This is a genomic window from Loktanella sp. PT4BL (assembly GCF_003201935.1).
Classification (GTDB): domain Bacteria; phylum Pseudomonadota; class Alphaproteobacteria; order Rhodobacterales; family Rhodobacteraceae; genus Yoonia.
The window spans coordinates 87,634-107,074 of record NZ_QJJL01000004.1 but is presented as its reverse complement, the minus strand read 5'-3'; the positions used below and the strand labels follow the sequence as shown (position 1 = coordinate 107,074).

19 protein-coding genes are annotated in these 19,441 nt (G+C 58.1%); 9 read left to right on the top strand and 10 right to left on the bottom strand.

From position 1 onward, the window contains the following. Positions 1–9: 9 nt before the first annotated feature. From C7964_RS14425 to thrS, 4 genes are all read right to left on the bottom strand, one after another. Positions 10–747, bottom strand: a complete 738-nt coding sequence (locus C7964_RS14425; RefSeq protein WP_110280368.1) for an HvfC/BufC N-terminal domain-containing protein — start codon at positions 745–747, stop codon at positions 10–12. Continuing rightward, positions 744–1,598 carry an MNIO family bufferin maturase gene (gene bufB / locus C7964_RS14420; protein ID WP_110280367.1) on the bottom strand — a complete coding sequence of 285 codons (855 nt, stop codon included), beginning with the start codon at positions 1,596–1,598 and terminating at the stop codon, positions 744–746. The genes C7964_RS14425 and bufB overlap by 4 nt, the downstream gene beginning before the upstream one ends. Before the next feature lie 65 nt (positions 1,599–1,663). Further along, complete coding sequence (locus tag C7964_RS14415) at positions 1,664–1,966, bottom strand: BufA1 family periplasmic bufferin-type metallophore (protein ID WP_110280366.1); 303 nt, start codon at positions 1,964–1,966, stop codon at positions 1,664–1,666. 238 nt (positions 1,967–2,204) lie between these two features. Then, positions 2,205–4,151 carry a threonine--tRNA ligase gene (gene thrS / locus C7964_RS14410; protein ID WP_110280365.1) on the bottom strand — a complete coding sequence of 649 codons (1,947 nt, stop codon included), beginning with the start codon at positions 4,149–4,151 and terminating at the stop codon, positions 2,205–2,207. Positions 4,152–4,360: 209 nt separating this feature from the next. Here thrS and C7964_RS14405 point away from each other — a divergent pair, with 209 nt between their 5' ends. The 6 genes from C7964_RS14405 to C7964_RS14380 all read left to right on the top strand — a co-directional run bounded on the left by C7964_RS14405 (position 4,361) and on the right by C7964_RS14380 (position 9,787). Beyond that, a complete protein-coding gene (locus C7964_RS14405) occupies positions 4,361–4,606 on the top strand; it encodes a hypothetical protein (protein WP_110280364.1) in 246 nt (81 codons plus the stop codon). A gap of 70 nt (positions 4,607–4,676) precedes the next feature. Then, positions 4,677–5,951, top strand: coding sequence for an MFS transporter (locus tag C7964_RS14400; protein WP_110280363.1), 1,275 nt, complete (start codon positions 4,677–4,679; stop codon positions 5,949–5,951). Beyond that, the gene (locus tag C7964_RS14395) at positions 5,941–6,681 is read left to right on the top strand and encodes an alpha/beta hydrolase (protein ID WP_110280362.1); all 741 of its coding nucleotides are present in this window, start codon (positions 5,941–5,943) and stop codon (positions 6,679–6,681) included. Before C7964_RS14400 ends, C7964_RS14395 begins: the two co-directional genes overlap by 11 nt. Positions 6,682–6,768: 87 nt before the next feature. After that, positions 6,769–8,106 (top strand): MFS transporter, encoded by a 1,338-nt coding sequence (locus tag C7964_RS14390; protein ID WP_110280361.1) that lies wholly within the window; start codon positions 6,769–6,771, stop codon positions 8,104–8,106. Then, on the top strand, positions 8,099–8,965 hold the full coding sequence (locus C7964_RS14385; RefSeq protein WP_146214868.1) for an alpha/beta hydrolase: 867 nt from the start codon (positions 8,099–8,101) through the stop codon (positions 8,963–8,965). Before C7964_RS14390 ends, C7964_RS14385 begins: the two co-directional genes overlap by 8 nt. An 81-nt stretch (positions 8,966–9,046) precedes the next feature. After that, the gene (locus C7964_RS14380; protein ID WP_110280359.1) at positions 9,047–9,787 is read left to right on the top strand and encodes an alpha/beta fold hydrolase; all 741 of its coding nucleotides are present in this window, start codon (positions 9,047–9,049) and stop codon (positions 9,785–9,787) included. On the opposite strand, the gene phaZ is transcribed toward C7964_RS14380, so the two are convergent. Further along, positions 9,780–11,051 carry a polyhydroxyalkanoate depolymerase gene (gene phaZ / locus C7964_RS14375; protein WP_110280434.1) on the bottom strand — a complete coding sequence of 424 codons (1,272 nt, stop codon included), beginning with the start codon at positions 11,049–11,051 and terminating at the stop codon, positions 9,780–9,782. The two genes, C7964_RS14380 and phaZ, sit on opposite strands and share 8 nt — an antisense overlap. A gap of 66 nt (positions 11,052–11,117) precedes the next feature. On the opposite strand from phaZ, the gene phaC reads away from it, so the two are divergent. From phaC to phaR, 3 genes are all read left to right on the top strand, one after another. Continuing rightward, a complete protein-coding gene (gene phaC, locus C7964_RS14370) occupies positions 11,118–12,914 on the top strand; it encodes a class I poly(R)-hydroxyalkanoic acid synthase (protein ID WP_110280358.1) in 1,797 nt (598 codons plus the stop codon). A 145-nt stretch (positions 12,915–13,059) separates the two neighbouring features. After that, the gene (locus C7964_RS14365) at positions 13,060–13,512 is read left to right on the top strand and encodes a phasin family protein (RefSeq protein WP_055296594.1); all 453 of its coding nucleotides are present in this window, start codon (positions 13,060–13,062) and stop codon (positions 13,510–13,512) included. A gap of 156 nt (positions 13,513–13,668) precedes the next feature. Then, positions 13,669–14,217, top strand: a complete 549-nt coding sequence (gene phaR, locus C7964_RS14360; RefSeq protein ID WP_110280357.1) for a polyhydroxyalkanoate synthesis repressor PhaR — start codon at positions 13,669–13,671, stop codon at positions 14,215–14,217. Positions 14,218–14,340: 123 nt separating this feature from the next. Here the strand turns inward: phaR and C7964_RS14355 are convergent, their stop codons facing one another. From C7964_RS14355 to C7964_RS14335, 5 genes are read right to left on the bottom strand one after another with little or no spacing between them, the layout of a single operon-like run. Beyond that, positions 14,341–15,642 (bottom strand): NAD(P)/FAD-dependent oxidoreductase, encoded by a 1,302-nt coding sequence (locus C7964_RS14355; protein ID WP_110280356.1) that lies wholly within the window; start codon positions 15,640–15,642, stop codon positions 14,341–14,343. A 6-nt stretch (positions 15,643–15,648) separates the two neighbouring features. Further along, positions 15,649–16,332, bottom strand: a complete 684-nt coding sequence (locus C7964_RS14350) for a type 1 glutamine amidotransferase (RefSeq protein ID WP_110280355.1) — start codon at positions 16,330–16,332, stop codon at positions 15,649–15,651. 35 nt (positions 16,333–16,367) lie between these two features. Next, entirely contained in the window at positions 16,368–17,699 is a 1,332-nt protein-coding gene (locus tag C7964_RS14345; RefSeq protein WP_110280354.1) for a glutamine synthetase family protein, read from the bottom strand. Further along, a complete protein-coding gene (locus C7964_RS14340) occupies positions 17,696–18,502 on the bottom strand; it encodes an ABC transporter permease (RefSeq protein ID WP_110280353.1) in 807 nt (268 codons plus the stop codon). Before C7964_RS14340 ends, C7964_RS14345 begins: the two co-directional genes overlap by 4 nt. After that, positions 18,502–19,386, bottom strand: a complete 885-nt coding sequence (locus C7964_RS14335) for an ABC transporter permease (protein WP_110280352.1) — start codon at positions 19,384–19,386, stop codon at positions 18,502–18,504. Before C7964_RS14335 ends, C7964_RS14340 begins: the two co-directional genes overlap by 1 nt. Positions 19,387–19,441 lie beyond the last annotated feature (55 nt).

Sequence of the window (19,441 nt, the reverse complement as noted above, 5' to 3'; positions counted from 1 at the left end):
ATGGGCCTTTCAGTATATTTCAGTCACAGCGCCCTGCGTCAGAAGCAACCCGAGAACAGCACCCAGATCAAGACTGTCATCTGCGGTCGCGATGGTCTGACCCAGGGTTTCCCCCGCTTTGAGCGCATCAATGCAGGTTGCAGCGGCGGCATTGATCAGATGCAATGTCGGATCAAAACCGGCCCGTGCGATCATCACAGCCTCGGGCCGCATCACCGGTTTGGGTGCGTCGGGTTCCGTGTTGGCGCGGTAGATTGCGTGGATTGGATAGTCTGAGCTGATCGTCTGTATGGCAGGAGCAATGCGGAGCCGCACACCCATCAGCGCATCGGGCGCGAGAGCCGTCAGCGCCTCGGCTGCAATCGGTGCTGTATCAGCGGCATGATAGGCATGGCGCATGGCAAGCTCGATGCGGGCAATATCGGGCAAATAGCTAAAGGATTGCGTTGGTTTGAAGCGGGCCAGAAACCGGGGCATCGCGTCACCGTAGAACATCATCAGCGGGGTCTTGGGCGGATGCTGGCGCAGGTAAACACCAGCCATCGCGCGAAAGAATTCATCGCCGACCAGCTTGCGCACCACCGGGAATGCCGCCTCGAGCGCGTCAGAGAGGCCAACGGCCACGTTGTTGCGATAGACGTCAAAGCGTTTGCTGGCGGTTTTGCCATCGGGGTTGACGATGCCAGCGGGGACGGCTGATGCCGGATTAAGCATCGCGGCCCTGAAAGCGGCTTGTGTGACGGTCATGATGCCGCCAGAGCCAGCGCGCGGTCGGTGCGCGCGATTTCACCGGACAGAACGGCCCATTCCGGCACATCCGTATCCCATTCAATCAAGAGCGGTTTGGTCCCGCATTTGGCCAAAGTGTAATCCAGCAGGGCCCAAACCGGATCAACCACCGCTTTGCCGTGGCTGTCGATCAGGAGGGGCGCACCTGTTTCGTCTTCATCCTCGTCATGTCCGCCGAGATGGATTTCGCCAACAGCGGCGAGCGGGAAGGCGTCGATATAGTCTTGTGGTGAGGTCTTGAGGTTGGTGGCGCTGACAAAGACGTTGTTGACGTCCAGCAGCAGCCCGCAGCCTGTGCGCTGTGTGAGTGCGCGCAGAAAATCGGTCTCCGACATCGTGCTTTCGGCAAATGCCAGATAGCTGGAGGGGTTTTCCAGCAACATGGGGCGCCCGACCGTGTCTTGGACTTGGTTGATGTGAGAGGCGACACGGTCGAGCGTCTGGGGGGTGTAGGGGAGTGGTAGCAGGTCGTTGTAGAAATGGCTGTCGTGCGTGGACCACGCCAGATGTTCAGAGAAACTGGCAGGGTTGAGCCATGAAATCAGGTGCTTGAGGCGGGCAAGGTGGTCGGCATCCAGTGCCCCTTCGCCACCGATCGACAGACCCACGCCGTGGACAGAGATGGGAAAGCGTTCGGCGAGGTGGCGGAGTTGCGCAATCGGGCGGCCGCCGTCGCCCATATAGTTTTCGGCATGAACTTCCAGCCAACCGAGCGGCCCGGGGTTGTCCATGATGTCGCTGTAATGCTGGGGCTTGTAGCCCACGCCGGGACGTGCGGGCAGGGTGGGGTTTTGTGTGGCGTCGAACATGGCAAGGCACCTTAGGGCGGAGGAGACGTAAGGTGGAACAGGTTCCACCTTACGCTTTGGTCAGCTTATGCAGGCAGATCGCGGTCGAGGGCTTCGAGTGAACCCATACGTGCCATGCCGTCGTCAGCTGCAGGCAGTTCCATGGTTTCGCAAGTGCCGGCAGGGACCAGCGTCCAGGCGTTGCCCTGGTAGTCAACGGTAGACGTGCCCGCACATGTCGTGCCCGGACCTGCGGCGCAGTCGTTCTCGCCAGCCAGCGAGACGCCGAAGCATTTTACGTTTTCCTGTGCTGCGGCAGTTGTTGCAAGGCCGGCAACAGCGGTGGCAACGGCGCTCGCGAGGAAAAGTGTTTTTGTAGTGTTGGACATGAAAAATCTCCTTGAGTTGGGTCAGCAATAATCTCTCGCCAGTGTTCGGCGATGACCAAACCCTAGCGGCCAATCTCGCCTGCGCGCTATTCACAGGGCTGTGCATCGCGCCCGCGTGAGGTGACGTGAGACTGTTTTTGCCTGCGACAGCCTGCCGCATCCGTAATTTTCTATAAAAAACAAAGAACCCGCCGATGGGGGTATCGGCGGGTTTGTTACAGCTTCCAGCGCTGGAATGTTACAAAAGGTCAGGTGGCGTGGCCGCTTTACCCAGCTCTGCAACAATTTCGGTCAGAGATGTTACAGAGGTTTTGTTCTCGCCCAGCCGCCGCGCGGTGACTGTGCGTTCTTCGACTTCACGCGCGCCAAGTGCGAGAATGACCGGCACCTTGCCGACCGAGTGTTCGCGGACCTTGAAGTTGATCTTCTCGTTGCGCAGATCCGCCTCTGCCCTGACGCCAGCCGCCTTCAATGCGGCCACGACCTCAAGCGCATAGTCATCGGCATCGGAGACAATCGTCGCCACAACCACCTGACGGGGTGCCAGCCAGAACGGCAGCTTGCCTGCGTGTTCTTCGATCAGGATGCCGATGAATCGCTCGAACGATCCCAGCGTCGCGCGGTGCAGCATGACAGGGCGGTGCTTGGCACCGTCTTCGCCGATGTAGGTCGCATCCAGCCGCTCGGGCAGCACAAAGTCCACCTGATGGGTGCCACACTGCCAGTCACGTCCAATCGCATCGGTCAGCACAAACTCCAGCTTGGGGCCATAGAATGCGCCTTCACCGGGGTTCAGTTCCGGCTCAATGCCTGCAGCACGGGTGGCAGCCAGCAGGGCGGCTTCGGCCTTGTCCCAGACCTCATCTGAACCCGACCGTTTTTCGGGGCGGTCAGAGAACTTTACTTTAAAGCTCTCGAACCCGAGGTCTTTGTAGATCCCGCTCAGGAATGCGATGAATGCGGCGGTCTCTTCTTCAATCTGGCTCTCGCGGCAGAAGATGTGGCCATCATCCTGTGTAAATCCGCGCACCCGCATGATCCCGTGCAGTGCGCCAGACGGTTCATAGCGATTGCACGACCCGAATTCGGCCATACGCAGCGGCAGGTCGCGATAGGATTTCAGGCCTTGGTTGAAAATCTGCACGTGACAGGGGCAGTTCATCGGCTTGAGCGCATTGACGGCCTTTTCACGGGCGTGTTCCTCATCGACTTCCACGATAAACATGTGGTCCTGATATTTTTCCCAGTGACCAGAGGCTTCCCAAAGCTTGCGGTCCACGACCTGCGGGGTGTTCACCTCGACATATCCGCCCTTGCGTTGCTGGCGGCGCATATAGTCCTGCAGTTCTGTATAAACAGTCCAGCCGTTGGGGTGCCAGAAGACCTGACCCGGTGCCTCTTCCTGCATATGGAACAGGTCCATTTCGCGCCCCAGCTTGCGGTGGTCGCGCTTGGCGGCCTCTTCCAGCATATGCAGATGCGCCTTGAGCCCCTCTTTATTGGTAAAGGCGCAGCCATAGATTCGCTGCAGCATCGCGCGGTCGCTGTCGCCGCGCCAATAGGCGCCCGCAATCGACATCAGCTTGAACGCATCGGCCGGCACCTGACCTGTATTCTGCAAATGCGGGCCACGGCACAAATCCTGCCAGTCACCGTGCCAATACATGCGCAGAGGCTCATTGCCGGGGATGCTTTCGATCAACTCGACTTTGTAAGGCTCGCCACGGTCCTTGTAATACTGGATCGCGACATCCCGCTCCCAGATCTCGGTGCGGACCTCATCACGCTTGTTGATGATCTCTTTCATCTTCTTTTCGATCGCGCCGAGGTCTTCGGGTGTGAAGGGTTCCTTGCGGTCAAAGTCGTAGTACCAGCCATCCTTGATCACAGGGCCGATGGTGACCTGGGTCTCGGGCCAGATTTCCTGCACGGCGCGCGCCATGATATGGGCGAGGTCGTGGCGGACCAGTTCCAGCGCGGGTTCTTCGTCTTTCATGGTGTTGATGGCGATGCTGCTGTCGGCTTCAATCGGCCACTGCAGGTCCCAGTGCTGGTCATTGACGGTCGCACTGATCGCCTTCTTGCGCAGGCTGGAGGAAATATCAGCGGCAACATCGGCGGCTGTGACGCCTGCCTCATATGAGCGGCTGTTACCATCGGGGAATGTCAGGGAAATCTGTGCCATCTCTGGGCAAGCTCCTCGTCTGTTTGGCGCCTACAAAACGCCCGGTTGCGGGTTATATCTGCCCGCTTCATGGCGTCGCGGTGCGCAGAGGTCAAGCACTTTGCGTTTGCCTCATGATTTGTATACCCAGATATACGTTGACTGCGACACAAATGGCGGTAAACACGACATGAGTTTCCGATCCGAAACCTAGATGTTGGGGTAAGTCCATGCCAAGCTACAATCGCACGTTTGATCTGAGCATTCGCGATGTCGAAATGATCGAAGAGGCGCTGCGCGCCCGTGGCCGCGAATTGTCCCGCATGCGTCTGGCGCTGACGGAAGAAAATCCGGCGCATCTGGAATCGATCCGCGTGATTGAGCAAGACCAGCGCGAAAACGAAGAACTGCTGGGCCGTCTGCACGACCAGAAGATCTTTTACCGTCCGAGAAAAGCTGTCTATGTCGGCGGCTAAGCTGACCGGCTAAAGGCATTCTGCGTGAAACCCATGCGCGGCGCGCTAGGTCATTGGGCCGGAGAGCACAATGACACAGACACTATCCCAAAAACTATTTGCCACACTAACGAACGGGTCCAGCGACGACACGGACCTGCCTGAAGCTGCGGCCAAGGCCGAGCCGGGCAGTTTTCTGCGCCATATTCTCTCGCTGAGTGCGTCCAAGATTGCGGATGGCCTGATTGACCCGAAACTGGTGCTGAGTTGGCTTTTGACCAACCTTGGCGCTGGCGCGTTCTGGGTTGGTTTGCTTGTTCCCGTGCGTGAAGCGGGCGCGCTTTTGCCGCAACTCTGGACGGCGCCGGTCATCGCGCGCCGCAAGATCCGGAAATGGTTCTGGGCCGGTGGCGCATTTGTGCAAGGCATCGCTGCGGCGCTGATCGTTCTGGCGGCTCTGACTTTGGAGGGGGCTGCGGCGGGGGCGACCATTGTAGGCCTCTTGGCGCTGCTGGCTCTGGCACGCTCGGTTTGTTCGGCCAGCTACAAGGATGTGCTGGGCAAGACCGTTGCCAAATCACGCCGTGGAACGGCAACCGGTTTTGCCAGTTCTGCCGCTGCCGTCGGCGTGATCCTTTTTGCGCTGATTTTGGTGTTGGGCGTTGGTGGGCGCTACTCTTTGGTGATCGGGGCGATCAGTCTCGCGGCCTGCCTGTGGGTTGGCGCGGCAGTGCTGTTTTCCACACTCAGGGAAGTAGCCTTGGAAGGCGAAGGTACAGATGCTGTCGCACAGTTTTCGCTGTTGCGCGACGACCCGCAGCTGACCCGCTTTATCATCGTGCGCAGCCTGCTTGTGGGAACAGCGCTTGCGCCGCCCTATCTGGTGATGTTGCAACCCGATAGCGCACTGGGCCAGCTGGGCGTTCTCGTGCTGGCGTCGGCGGTGGCATCGTTACTGTCGTCCTATGTCTGGGGGCGGCTGTCGGATCGCTCGTCAGCGACCGTGCTGCGGCTTGCCGGCGCAGCGGGAGGCGGCATGCTGGCACTTGTTGTTGTCCTTGAACTTATCGGCATCAGTACGGTGACAGGTGTGATCCCTGTGATGCTGTTCGGGATCATGATTGCCTATAACGGCGTGCGGCAGGGACGTTCGACGCATCTGGTGGATATGGCCGATCCAGCCGTCAGGGCCAGCTATACAGCAGTGTCCAATACGATCGTCGGTGTCGTGCTTTTGACGGCAGGGGCGCTTTTTGCAGCGCTCGCTGCCTACAGCGTGCCCTTGGTGATTGGCCTTTTTGCAGCGATGTGTTTTCTTGCAAGCCTGATCGCAACCGGCTTGGAAGACGTGCAAAATGCCTTATGAATTTGTCACACCACAGGGGCGCAGGATCGCCTATCACCTGACCGACGGGACCGGCCCTGCTGTCGTGTTCCTTGGCGGCTTCAAGTCCGACATGGGCGGGACCAAAGCGGTCTTTCTCGAGGAATGGGCCCGCGCGCAGGGCCGTGCATTCCTGCGGTTCGACTACTCGGGTCACGGCGAAAGCAGCGAAGCGTTTACCGACGGTGCGATCGGTGACTGGTTCGAGGATGCTTGCGCGGCCCTCGGGCTGCTAGCGGGCAAGGTTGTGCTGGTCGGGTCCAGTATGGGCGGGTGGATATCCCTGCTGATCGCACGGGCGATGCCCGAGCGGGTTGCGGGTTTGGTGACCATCGCCGCGGCACCCGATTTCACCGAAGACAGCATGTGGGCGGGGTTTTCGGATGCGCAGAAGGCCGAACTGATGGCGGGGCAGGTGGCCCTGCCTTCGGAGTACGGCGCGCCCTACATCATCACCCGCCGTCTGATCGAAGAAGGCCGCACCCGTCTGGTCTTGCGTGATCCGCTGCCGTTGCCTTTTCCGGTGCGGTTTTTGCAGGGCACGGCCGATGCCGATGTGGATATGTCCGTGGCCCTGCGGCTGTTGGACCATGCCGAGGGCCCTGATATGCGGCTGACGCTTGTAAAAGGGGCTGATCACAGGTTTTCGGACGAGACCTGTCTCAATCTCATCGTGGCGGCGGTCGAGGATGTCTTGGGGCAGGTGGGTTAAAACCCACCTTACGACTGACGCTACGTTCTGCTTTGGGAAAAACGAAGGCTCTGCTTACTCTGCCGCAAACCCGTGGGAGGGGACAGTATGGCGCTATCGTTGGGGCAAAAGGCAGGCTGGGGGCTGGCCGACATGGGCGTGGTCGTCTTTGTTGTGGTCAAGCAACTTCTTGTTCTGACCTATTTGACGGCTTATCTGGGGGTGCCTGTTGGCATCGCAGGGTTTGTTACGACCGCCGTTCTGGTTTTTGATATGATTACCGATCCGCTTGTAGGCTATCTGAGCGACCGGACCCAAGGCCGCTTTGGACGGCGTGCGCCATGGATGTTTTTTGGCGTCTTGGTGATGTCTTTGGGCATGGTAGGGCTGTTTTCGGTCCCTGCAGGTCTCGGCATGGGCGCAAATCTGGCGTGGGTGGTGGCGTTCTTTGTGGTGGCGACAATCGGTTTTACCATGGTGGCCATACCCTATGGCGCGCAATCGGGCGAGATCACGCAAGATCCCAGGGAACGCTCTGCGATGACAGGGTTTCGCATGGCATTTGCGAGCATCGGTATTCTGATCGGTGGTGCTGTGATCCCCGGTCTGGCGGGATCAATGGGCTATGCGATGGCGGCCCTGTTAGTTACACCGCTGATGATCGGGGCGGTCTGGCTGTCGCTCTGGTCGATCCGCAAGGCACCACGGGTTGAACAGGCAGCACAAGTGAACCTGACGGGCATGTTCGGGCTGGTCTTTGCCAACAAGGCCTTTGTGGTTCTGGTCCTGCTTTACGGTGTCATGACACTGGCGATTGCGATGATTACGGCAGGGCTGCCTTTTGCAGCGCTTTATCTGATTATCGACAGCGGTGACACGCTGCTCTCGGGGGCAGCCGCCGCATTGACTACGCTCAGCTTGATGTTCGCGGCGTTCGTTGTCGGCTCAATCCTCAGTCAGGCCGTTTGGGTGCTTCTTTCTCACAGGCTTGGCAAAGTGGGCGCACTGGTGCTGGGCCTTAGTCTCTACGTGGTCCTGCTCTATGCACTTTATACAATGCTGCCTTCGGTCAATGTGACCGTCATCGCAGGTATGTTCGTATTGGCAGGCATGACAAACGGGGCCTATCAGCAAATTCCTTGGGCCATTTACCCTGATCTGATGGACATCACCCGCCGCGACAGCGGTGTGGCTATCGAAGGGGCATTTTCGGCGGTCTGGCTCTTCGGGCAAAAGCTGGCGAATGCAGTGGCCCCTGCGGTATTGGGTCTGACACTGGCGGCGGCGGGCTGGCAAGAGGCCACCGGTGGTGTGGTGCCGCAGTCCGCAGATGCGCTGCGGGCATTGCAAATGGCAATCACGCTCATTCCGGCTGGTATCCTAATCGTGGCGATCCTTGGACTGGTGGTGATCTACCGCCCCATGGCTGGACGTGCGCTTGCCTGATTTGGCGACCATAGAGGCCACACTTGCCGCGGCAGAGGCACAGGTGCCCAACCTGCGCGCAGGCTGTGAAAAGCAGATCATCTGGGCGGGTGCGCCCGCCACGCGCACGCGAATGGCGGTGCTTTATGTTCACGGGTTTTCGGCAACAGGGCAGGAGTTGCGCCCGCTGCCCGATCTGGTGGCCAAAGCGCTGGGCGCAAACCTGCATTTTACGCGGTTGACGGGCCATGGGCAGGATAGCGATGCAATGGGGCAGGCGACGCTGGCCGATTGGCGCCGTGACGTGGCCGAGGCCATTGCAATTGCGCAAACCCTGGGGGAGGAAGTCATCATCATGGGCTGTTCCACCGGATGCACCTTGGCGACGCTTGCGCTGGCCGAGGGTGTACAGGTGAAAGCAATGGTCCATGTCTCGCCCAACTTTGGGCTGCGCAACCGTGTGGTGCAGCGCTTGCTCGATCTGCCCGCCGCACGGCATTGGGCCAAGTATGTCGCCGGGGCCTCGCGCAAGATCAAGCCGATCAATGCAGGCCATGCTGCCTACTGGACGCTGAATGTGCCGATCGCGGCGGTCCATGTCATGGCTGATGCAGTGCGTGCTGTGCGCAAGGCGGACCTCGCGATCATCCAGACGCCCGCGCTCTTTTGCTTCAACGAAGCCGATCAGGTGGTGCATCCTGATGATACCCGTCAGGTTATTGCACGCTGGGGGGCGGAAACAGAGGTTGTACGGTTGGCACAAACGCCCGCAGACGATGCGATGGGGCATGTGATGGCAGGAGATATCTTCTCGCCCGGCCAGACTGAACCGCTCGCTCGGCAGGTTATCGCTTGGGTGCATGGGCTCTGCGCGCGCTGAAACACTTGCAGAACAACAGTTCCCACGCCAAAGTGTTAAAAAACCTATAAAGGTTGAGCAGTTTGTTAGGGCTTTTACACAATGCCGCGTGAAACGCTGGTGATGATCCCTGCGATGTTATCTGACGCGCGGGTTTTTGCGCCGCAAATGCAGGTGATGTCGCAGGCGCATGCCGTCATGATTGCGCCCCCCACCTGTGGCGAGCGGATCGAAGAGATCGCAAGCCAGATCCTCAGCTGGTCGCCGCCAAAGTTTGCGCTTTGTGGCATGGGCTTTGGGGGGATGGTCGCAATGGAAGTGATCCGGCGGGCGCCAGACCGCGTCACGCGGATTGCCTTGATCAGCACAAGCCCGCAAGCCGACACACCCGAGGCCGCTGCCGCGCGCGAGCCGCACATCATTGCCGCCCGCGCGGGCCGTTGGAAAGATGTCCTGCAGCATGAGATCAATTCGACATGGATGGCCCCGTCCACGGACAAGGTTGAACTGGTGCGCGAACTGACGGCTATGGGCGATGCGCTGGGCCCCGAGATTTATATCAAGCAGGCGCGCGCCTTGCAGCGCCGCAAGGACCAACAGGGCACATTGCGTCAGGTCCTGCAGCCAACGGCGGTGATTTGTGGACGCCATGACGGGCAGTATCAGCTGAAGCGCCATGAGTTTCTGGCCGAGTTGATCCCCTACGCCCAGTTGGAAATCATCGAAGGCGCGGGCTATCTGCCCACACTTGAGGCACCCGATGCCACAACAGACGCGTTACAGCGCTGGATGAAGCAACCCATGATGCTGCGACCGGCAGCGCCGGCAGGCACGGTTACTTGATCGCGACGACGTTGCCGGATTTGCCCTTTGGCCCTTCGGCGTTGGCATCAATGAAATCCAGAACCAGTGGCCGGATATTGTTGCGCCAGCTACCCCCGGCAAAGATCCCGTAATGGCCCGCACCGGGCTCAAGATGCGCTGCCTTCTTGCTGTCGGGCAGACCGGTAAGCAGATCGAGTGCCGCCAGACATTGGCCCGGGGCCGAGATATCATCGTCTTCGCCTTCAACGATCTTGACCGCGACGGTCGTGATCTTGCTGAAGTCCACCTTGTGACCGGCAACCACAAATTCATTGCGCGCAATTTCGCGGCCTTTGAAGATGCGCTCGACCGTCGACAGATAGAACTCGGCGGTCATATCCATGACAGCAAGATACTCGTCGTAGAACTGGTTGTGCCGGTCGTGGTCCGAGGCCTCGCCTTTTGCGACACGGATAATTTCATCGCGGAAGGCGTTGGCGTGGGTCTCGCCATTCATTGAAATAAACGACGCAAGCTGCAGCAATCCGGGGTAGACCATGCGGCCCACGCCTGAATATTTGAAACCGACGCGCTGGATCATGGTCTGTTCCAACTGCCCCATGGTGACAGAGCGTCCGAAATCGGTGACTTCGGTGGGGTTTGCATCTGGATCGACAGGACCACCGATCAGGGTGAGCGACCGCGGCTGCGCATCCGGGTCAAGCTCTGCCAGATAAGCAGTTGCCGCAAGTGCAAGCGGCACAGGCTGACAGATTGCCAGTACATGCGTGTCCGGGCCCATCTCGCGCATGAAATCCATCAGATAGAGGGTGTAATCCTCGATATCGAATTTGCCTTCACTGACAGGGATGTCGCGGGCATTGTGCCAGTCGGTGATATAGACATCGCAATCGGGCAGCAGGCTGATAACGGTTTTGCGCAGAAGTGTGGCGTAGTGCCCCGACATAGGGGCCACCAAGAGAACTTTGCGGGTCCGGTCAGGGCGGGTGCCGACACGGAAACGGATCAGATCACCAAAGGCGCGTTCAACAACCACTTCGGTCGTCACAACCATATCGGTGCCATCCAGATTTGTCTGTACCGGAATATTCCAGTCAGGCTTGGCGACCATACGTGCAAAAGTGCGCTCTGTGACTTCCCCCCATGCCTTGAGCCAATCCATCGCAGGGTTCGCGCCCCATGACATCATCGGGTAGGATGCAAAAGCGCGCGCCGTTGATCCAAACCACTGATTGGTGTTGCGCATGCTTTCCATCAGGTCGTAGGTCATCATATACTTCATGTATTCGAACTCCGATGGTAGGGGCAGCACATGCTGCACCTGCAGCATATGCACAAGGACGTTAAAATGACAACAAACGATTTAGAAGCGCAAGAGTCTGTTGGCGAGAATGTTGCAAAACTCGAGGCCAATCTTGCGCGGGTTGAGGAGCTCACTCAACGTTTGTTGAAGGTGATGGCGCAGGGCCGCTCTGTGGCCCCTGCGCTGCAAGGCCCAAGTCAGGAGCTCTACGTCAAGGCAGCGACAGCCTATATGACTGAAATGATGCATAATCCCGCCAAGCTGATCGAGCACCAGCTCGAATTCTGGGGCAAATCGGTCAAGCACTACGTCGAAGCGCAGCACCTTCTGGCGCAGGGCAAGCTTGAGCCGCCAACGGATGAAACCCCCAAAGACCGCCGGTTTTCGCACGAGCTATGGGACACCAACCCCTATTTCAATTTCATCAAGCAACAGTACCTAATGAACGCTTCTGCGGTGCAGCAGGCGGTTGATGATATCGACACGCTTGATTCTGAGGAAAAGAAGCGGCTGCGCTATTTCAGCCAGCAATTGATTGATATGATCAGCCCGACAAATTTTCTGCCCACCAACCCCGAGGCGCTGGCGCTGGCGGCTGAAACCGAGGGCGAGAGCCTTGTTGCTGGGCTGGAAAACCTGATCGCGGATCTTGAGGCCAACGACGGCGACCTTGTGGTCACCCTGGCCGACAAGAAAGCGTTCAAGCTGGGTGAGAACCTCGCAACAACACCGGGTGCGGTGGTCTACCGCAACCATATGTTCGAGCTGATCCAGTATACGCCAACGACAGAGAAAGTATACGAAACCCCGCTGATCATCTTTCCGCCGTGGATCAACAAATTCTATATCCTTGACCTCAAACCGCAAAACAGCCTGATCAAATGGGCAGTGGATCAGGGGTATACCGTCTTTGTTGTCTCCTGGGTGAACCCCGATGCAGGCTATCGCGAAACCTCGATGACCAACTACGTCGATGAGGGCTATATGACCGCGATCAAAGAGGTCAAAGAGATATGCGGTGTGAAGAAAGTGAATGCCGTGGGCTACTGCATTGCAGGGACCACGCTGGCCCTCACGCTGGCATTGATGAAGAAACGCAAGGACACTTCGGTGAATGCCGCGACATTCTTTACCACGCTCACCGACTTTTCGGATCGGGGTGAGGTCGGGGTGTTTCTTGATGATGATTTCGTCGACGGGATCGAAAATGAGGTCCGCGAAAACGGCATACTCGACTCGTTCTTCATGTCGCGCACCTTTTCCTACCTGCGCTCAAACGACCTGATCTATGGACCTGCGATCAAGAGCTATATGATGGGCAAAGCACCACCGGCCTTTGATCTGCTCTACTGGAACGGTGACGGTACCAATCTTCCGGCCTGTATGGCGGTCGAGTATCTGCGCGGGCTGTGCCAGAGCGACAAATTCGCGACCACAGGTTTCGAGATCGCGGGCGAAACGGTGCATCTCAAAGATGTTTCTGTCCCCTTATGCGCGATCGCCTGCGAGACGGACCACATCGCCGCGTGGAAAAGCAGCTATACCGGTGTGAAGCAGATGGGATCAAAGGATAAGACGTTCATCCTGTCCGAGAGCGGGCATATCGCGGGCATCATCAATCCGCCCAGCAAGAACAAATACGGTCATTACACCAACCCCGAGCTCGGGCTGACGGCGGATGACTGGCTTGCAAGTGCTGAGAAGCATGAAGGGTCCTGGTGGCCGCGCTGGGATGCGTGGTTGTCTAAAAAATCGGGCAAAAAAGTCACTGCCAGGAGCGTCGGAGATGACGATCACCCGGTGTTAGCGCCCGCACCGGGGACCTATGTGATCAATAAGTAGTTCAAATTTCTCATAAATATGCACCTGCAGAAAAAATATGCTGCAGTGCAGAGAAAGTACTTGAAATGCTGCACCGCAGCATGCATATTGGTGTCATCGAATTAGCGCGGAATACACCGCACCGACAAACCGAAAGGCGACGACAATGGCTGCTAAAGCACAAGACTTCACAGCGATCTTCAAAGACATGACAGGCGCATTTCCTGTCGACACCAAAGCAATGGAAGAGCAGTTCAAGAACCAGACTGCCCTGGCTGAAAAAATGTCCGCCGTTGCAATCGACGCTGCCGGCAAATCTGCCGAGCTGTCTGCAAAATGGACAAAGGACACACTGGCAAAAATCGAAGCCATGTCCAAAGCAAAGGCCGAGCCTGCTGACTATGCAAAAGCAATGACAGACTTCGCATCTGCTTCTGCTGAATCTGCTGCCGAGCACATGTCTGCTTTCGCTGAGATCGCGAAAAAAGTTCAGACACAGACAATGGAACTGGTTCTTGCCGCTGGCAAAGACATGTCCGAAGAGATGACTGCTGCTGCGAAGAAAGCAACAGACGAAGTGACAGCTGCTGCCAAGAAGGCAACTGCTGCTGCGAAGTAAGCGAATATAAAATCACCCTTGCCTCCCTGAGGGTTTGATTTTCACAAAACGGTCCGCATTCGCGGGCCGTTTTTTGTTTTGCGCAATTTGCTTTCTTTTTGCGCATACGCGGCATAGGCTTCTCTGCACTGCAACATCTCTGTGGAGGAACGTTTCTTGGCCGACACCAACAAACCGCTGCTGATCAAACGCTATGCAAGCCGCCGTCTCTACAACACCGAGACCAGCGACTATGTGACCCTCGAAGACATCGCCGCATTTATCCGTGAAGGGCGCGAGGTGCAGATCGTTGATTTGAAATCTGGCGACGACCTGACGCGCCAATATCTGTTGCAGATCATTGCGGAACACGAAAGCCGTGGTGAAAGCGTTTTGCCGGTAGATGTGCTGACCGATCTCGTGCGCAGCTACACAAGCCAGGCCGCGTCCGTTGTGCCGCAGTTCCTGCAGGCAAGCTTTGACATGCTGCGCGAAGGCCAGACAAAGGCGATGGAAAATATCGGCAAGGCCAGCCCGATCGCCAATATGCCCGGGTTTGAAGCGATGCGCGCCCAGCAAGAAGCATTCTTCAAGGCGATGACCGGAGGGATGATGTCGGGGGCGGGCAAAAAAGAAGGCACCGAGGACAAAGACGGCGACGATCTGGGCGAGATCAAGGACCAGCTTGCCGCATTGCAGGAAAAGCTTTCGAAGCTGGGCAAGTAGCCTCACGTCAGCGAGGGCGGCTGTTGAAGCCGCACTTTACCATGACCATGTATTTGTACCGGCGCATCCCTCCGCGCAAGCGATGCAGGTCTTGCAGGACCTATCCGTCAAAGCAGAGCAGGGTTAGACCCCCAAGCGGTCACGCATGGAATACCATGTCATTGCCAGTGCCAGAAGGGGCGCGCGGAATGCAGTACCGCCCGGAAACGGCGGCACGTTGATACCGGCCAGCGTGTCAAACCGGCCCGCCTGTCCTGCGACGGCTTCGGCCATGACTTTGCCTGCAAGCCCCGACAGCGCGACGCCATGACCTGAATAGCCGCCCGCAGAGACGATATTGGGTGCAACGCGCACCACCGCCGGCAAACGCGGGATCGTGACGCCCAAAGTGCCGCCCCACGCGTAGTCAATCTTAACGCCCTTGAGCTGGGGAAAGACGGCCGCGATCCGTTCGCGCATCACGGTCGCGATATCTTGCGGAAATCCGATGCGATAGCTTGGACGCCCACCAAACAGCAGTCGTCCGTCTTCGGACAGGCGGAAATAATTCACCACGAATTGGCTGTCATTGACGGCCACATCCTGCCCCATGATCTCTGCCGCACGGTCGCCCAGCGGTTCGGTCGCGCTGATAAAGCTGTTCAAAGGCATCACCCGCGCGGCCACCTTGCGTTCCAGATTGGGCAGATAGCCGTTGCCTGCAAGGATGACATGGCGGGCTTTGATGCGGGCTTTGTTCGTGGCGACAATCGCAGGGTCGCCCTTGGTTATCTGATGCACCTCGGAGCCTTCGTAAATCCGCGCTCCCGCCGCCTCGGCCAAGCGTGCCAAGCCCAGAACATAGCGCAGCGGGTGGATATGGCCCGCGCCCATATCGAGCAGACCGCTGTGATAGCGCGGGGATTTCACCAGTGCGCGAATTTCATCGGTGTCGCACATGCGCGCGTCCGTATAGCCGTATTCACGCGCCAACAGGTCCACTTCAGCGGCGTCGTGTTCTGCCTCTTTGGCAGTCACCGTGCCGTGGACCAACCCTGCTGTGTAACGCGCCTCGGGAATTTGGGCGCAGAGGTTGCGCAGGTCCGCCTTGGCCTCCTCGGCCAATTGCCAGAGTGCCTTGGCATGGTCGCGGCCCACATGTTTGATCAGCGTGGACTGGTCCTTGTCATAGCCGCTGCAAACCTGTCCGCCATTGCGCCCCGAGGCACCAAAGCCCACGCGATGCGCGTCAAGCACGATGACATCCAGACCTTTCGCCGCCAGATGGCGTGCCGCGGACAAACCGGTATAGCCCGCGCCGATGATGCACACATCGGTCGTGACCTCGCCCTTCAGCGGGGGGCGTTCGGGCGGGATATCAGTTGATGCGACATACCAGCTATCGGGCAATACGCCGGGGCGGTCGTTGCGATAAAGCGGGTTCATAGGGCCTTAAGCCACCGTGCGCTCTTTGAAGAACTTGGCGATCTGTGCCGCGATCCGTGCATTGTCGACAGGTTTGTCAAGGTTTGCATGAGCTTGGGACAACAGATCGTCAGGGACAACGCCTTTGCCACGAAATTCGACAAGCCCCCCCATGAACTGCGCCCCATATTCGGGGTGTGGTTGTGTGGTGAAAACGCGATTGCCGTAGACCAAAGCCGCGTTTTGGCAAAAGTCATTTGTAGCAAAGACAGTCGCATCGGCTGGCCGTTCGATGACTTGGTCCTGATGCCAGGCATTCAGCGCCAAGGTTTCACCGTTCCAGTCATAGGTTGTTCGGCCTGCTGCCCAGCCACCTTTAAACTTCTCGACTTTTCCGCCAAGCGCCTGCGCAATGATCTGGTGGCCAAAGCAAATACCCACGAGAGGGATATCGGCGGCGTAAATCTCGCGGATCATATTCTCCAGCGGGGCGATAAAAGCGAGATCATCATATGCACCGTGCTTGGAGCCCGTGATCAGCCAACCATCACAGACGTGAATGGACGCAGGAAAAACCATATCCACGACATCATAAGTGACAAAGTCGAAACCATTGCCTTCAAGCATACGCTCAAACTGAACGGCAATGTCACCTGTCGTTGGCATGAGGGCTTCATGCGCATGGCCCGCCTGCAAGATACCGATTTTCATGGTGTGTTCACTCTCTGGTTCGTCTGCTGATAGAATTAGACGAGATCAAGATAATGGTCGAGCTGTTCTTCGGGGGACATTTCCGCAAAATACTGCATTTCCTGCCGTTTCGTCCGGACCAGATTATCCACCAATTGCGGATCAAAGATGCGCCGCGCAAGCGCGCTTTGTTCAAACCTGTCAATCGCTTCCGCCCAGGTGCTAGGCACCTGCGGTAGCTTCTGGTCATAGGCGTTACCGGTGATCGGGGCAGGGGGTGTCATGCCGTCCTCGATGCCCACCAGCGCAGACCCCAGCACGGCAGCAAGGAACAGGTAGGGGTTCACGTCTCCACCCGCGAGACGATGTTCGATCCGCCGCGCGCCATAGCTCCCGCCCGGCACGCGCACAGTGGCGGTGCGGTTGTCATAGGCCCAGCAAATGCTGGTCGGTGCATGTGCGCCCGGCACCAGCCGTTCATAGCTGTTGCCATGGGGCGCAAAGATCAGCGTCAGATCAGGGATGCCTGCCAGACAGCCGGCAATCGCGTTTTGCAAAAGGGGTGTGCCTTCAAATGTATCATTGGCAAAGATGTTCTTGCCATCCTTGTCCTGCACCGAAAAATGCGTGTGTAGCCCGTTGCCCGCGTAGTCATCATATGGCTTGGCCATGAAACTGGCCGCCATCCCGTGATTGCGGGCAAGGCCGCGCACCAGCATCTTGAAAAGCCACGCATCGTCCGCGGCTTTCAGCGCATCGGGGACATGTTCAAGGTTCACCTCGAACTGGCCGATCCCGCCTTCGGAAATCGCGGCCTCGGCGGGAATATTCATCGCACCGCAGGCGTCATAAAGCTGGTTGAAGAATTCATCGAAGGCGTCGAGTGCGCGTAGGGACAGGATTTCGGCACCGGCACGGCGTTTGCCAGAACGTGGCGATTTCGGCTGCTGGATTTCTTTGCCGCTGTCGTCGACAAGATAGAATTCCATCTCGGTCGCAGCCACCGGTGTCAGGCCATGGTCCTTGTAGCGGTTCAGCACACGGGCCAACGCGTGGCGTGGATCACCAGAGAAAGGCGTGCCATCATCATGAAACGCCCATAGCGGCAAGATGGCCGTTGGCGCGCGCAGCCAGGGCATCGGGACATAGCCCCGCTCGGTTGGCAACAGCAGGCCGTCGGCATCGCCGGTTTCAAAAACCAACGGGCTGTCGTCGATGTCCTCGCCCCAGATATCAAGGTTCAGGACCGAGAGCGGAAAGCGCGTGCCTTCTTTTTCGAGCTTCTGGGCAAACTTGCGCGGCATACGTTTCCCGCGTGGCTGGCCGTTGAGATCGGCGGCACCACAGCGCAGGTTGCGGATTTCGGGGTGATCATCGAGCCAACTCATCGGATAATCTGCGGCCTCACTTTGATTTTCTTGCGCACATCCTGCGGTAAATGCCGGTTCAGATGGCTGTTCACCAAGCCGAAAAGGCCGATGACGATCAGCGTCAGGATGATGAAATATCCTGCGAGGATCGGATAGGGGACGAAAGGATTGAAAGTCTTGTCGGCAAAGTAGTTGGCATAATAAAGCGCGTCGCCCCGTTGTTGCGTTGCCGGAAAGCCCGAGAAGAACACAAGCGTCGTGGCGTGAAACAGGAAAATCGCCTCGTTGGTATAGGCGGGCCATGCCAGCCGCAGCATGGTGGGCCAGATGACACGGCGAAAGCGGGTCCAGCCTGATAGACCGTAAGCGTCGGCTGCCTCGATATCGCCTTTGGGGATGGATTGCAGCGCACCATAGAAAATCTCGCCAGAATAGGCGGCGGTATTCAGGAACAGGACCACCAGCGCACCGGCCCAGGCCGAGGTGAGCGGATCAAAGAAGGGACTGACGTTCTTGAGGCTGAGAAACACGAAATAGGCAAAGAAGAACTGGATAAACAGCGGTGAGCCGCGGAAGACAAAGATGAACCATTCCGCAGGCTTGCGCAAAAGCGGGTTCTGTGCGGCCTTGCCCATCGCCACGGCTGTGGCCAGAAAAAAGCCAAAGCAGAGCGCCACGACCCCGAAATAAATATTCCAGATCATGCCCGACCCGATCAGCGTGAACTGCTGGCAAAGCGTAAAGTCACTGCGCGGCAACAAACGCTCGCCAATACCTTGGCTGCGCAGCGCGTAATCGGCGATCGTTTCCCAGCAACTCATTATGCGGCCGCCTTGCGTTGCCGTTCACCGGCGGTAGTGGCCTGGCCGTGGGTGAGTTTGGCCATGATCCGGTCCAGCACGACCTCGGAGACTTTCGTAAAACACAGATAGAAAATCAGCAGCGCACCAAAATACCACATCCGCCAGTCAGGGTGCGGATAGTCGGTGAATTGCGGCTGCTTGGCACCGCCCAGCTCACGGGCCCAGTAAACGATATCCTCGACGCCCAGCAGAAACAGCAGTGGTGTGGCCTTGATCAGCACCATCCAGAGGTTCGACAGACCGGGGAGGGCATAGACCCACATTTGCGGGACCAGAACGCGCCAGAACGTCTGGCGGCGGTTCATGCCGTAGGCTTCAGCGGTTTCCAGCTGGCCTTTTGGCACGGCGCGCATGGCACCAAACAGGACGTTTGCGGCAAATGCCCCAAAGACGATAGCAAAGGTGAGCACGGCCAACATGAAGCCGTAGGTCTCATGCACCCATTGTGGGGCATTGCCCAAGGGCAGCTTGGCGGCGGTGCACACCACGAAATCATTGCCTTGGCGGACCGGCTCGGTCCAGTCGGGGCATTTGATGCGGTGGCGGATATACTCAAACGCCTGATCAAGCGCGATCACGAAGAAAAGGAAAAACGCGATGTCGGGGATGCCGCGCACGATGGCGATATAGGTTTTGCCCATCCAGCGCAGCGGGGCCACATTGCTGCGCGCCGCAGATGCGCCCGCGAACCCGAAAGCAAGCGCCGTGGGGGCCGTGATCGCAAGCAGCAGCAGGACCGTACCAAAGGCGTAGTACATGGACATGTGCTTGCCTGTCGTCAGGTAGCAGCTAAGCCATTGGAAGCCTTCAAGGGTGGCGGGGTCCGTACAGTAACTAAACATCAATCGTCTTATTGCGTTGGGTTGTTAATCCGTCCAACAATTGTCGCGCCAAGTC

Coding starts and splice junctions, on each gene's coding strand:
- C7964_RS14425 (WP_110280368.1), bottom strand. CDS start 747: ATGACCGTCACACAAGCCGCTTTCAGGGCCGCGATGCTTAATCCGGCA.
- bufB (WP_110280367.1), bottom strand. CDS start 1,598: ATGTTCGACGCCACACAAAACCCCACCCTGCCCGCACGTCCCGGCGTG.
- C7964_RS14415 (WP_110280366.1), bottom strand. CDS start 1,966: ATGTCCAACACTACAAAAACACTTTTCCTCGCGAGCGCCGTTGCCACC.
- thrS (WP_110280365.1), bottom strand. CDS start 4,151: ATGGCACAGATTTCCCTGACATTCCCCGATGGTAACAGCCGCTCATAT.
- C7964_RS14405 (WP_110280364.1), top strand. CDS start 4,361: ATGCCAAGCTACAATCGCACGTTTGATCTGAGCATTCGCGATGTCGAA.
- C7964_RS14400 (WP_110280363.1), top strand. CDS start 4,677: ATGACACAGACACTATCCCAAAAACTATTTGCCACACTAACGAACGGG.
- C7964_RS14395 (WP_110280362.1), top strand. CDS start 5,941: ATGCCTTATGAATTTGTCACACCACAGGGGCGCAGGATCGCCTATCAC.
- C7964_RS14390 (WP_110280361.1), top strand. CDS start 6,769: ATGGCGCTATCGTTGGGGCAAAAGGCAGGCTGGGGGCTGGCCGACATG.
- C7964_RS14380 (WP_110280359.1), top strand. CDS start 9,047: ATGCCGCGTGAAACGCTGGTGATGATCCCTGCGATGTTATCTGACGCG.
- phaZ (WP_110280434.1), bottom strand. CDS start 11,051: ATGAAGTATATGATGACCTACGACCTGATGGAAAGCATGCGCAACACC.
- phaC (WP_110280358.1), top strand. CDS start 11,118: ATGACAACAAACGATTTAGAAGCGCAAGAGTCTGTTGGCGAGAATGTT.
- C7964_RS14365 (WP_055296594.1), top strand. CDS start 13,060: ATGGCTGCTAAAGCACAAGACTTCACAGCGATCTTCAAAGACATGACA.
- C7964_RS14355 (WP_110280356.1), bottom strand. CDS start 15,642: ATGAACCCGCTTTATCGCAACGACCGCCCCGGCGTATTGCCCGATAGC.
- C7964_RS14350 (WP_110280355.1), bottom strand. CDS start 16,332: ATGAAAATCGGTATCTTGCAGGCGGGCCATGCGCATGAAGCCCTCATG.
- C7964_RS14345 (WP_110280354.1), bottom strand. CDS start 17,699: ATGAGTTGGCTCGATGATCACCCCGAAATCCGCAACCTGCGCTGTGGT.
- C7964_RS14340 (WP_110280353.1), bottom strand. CDS start 18,502: ATGAGTTGCTGGGAAACGATCGCCGATTACGCGCTGCGCAGCCAAGGT.
- C7964_RS14335 (WP_110280352.1), bottom strand. CDS start 19,386: ATGTTTAGTTACTGTACGGACCCCGCCACCCTTGAAGGCTTCCAATGG.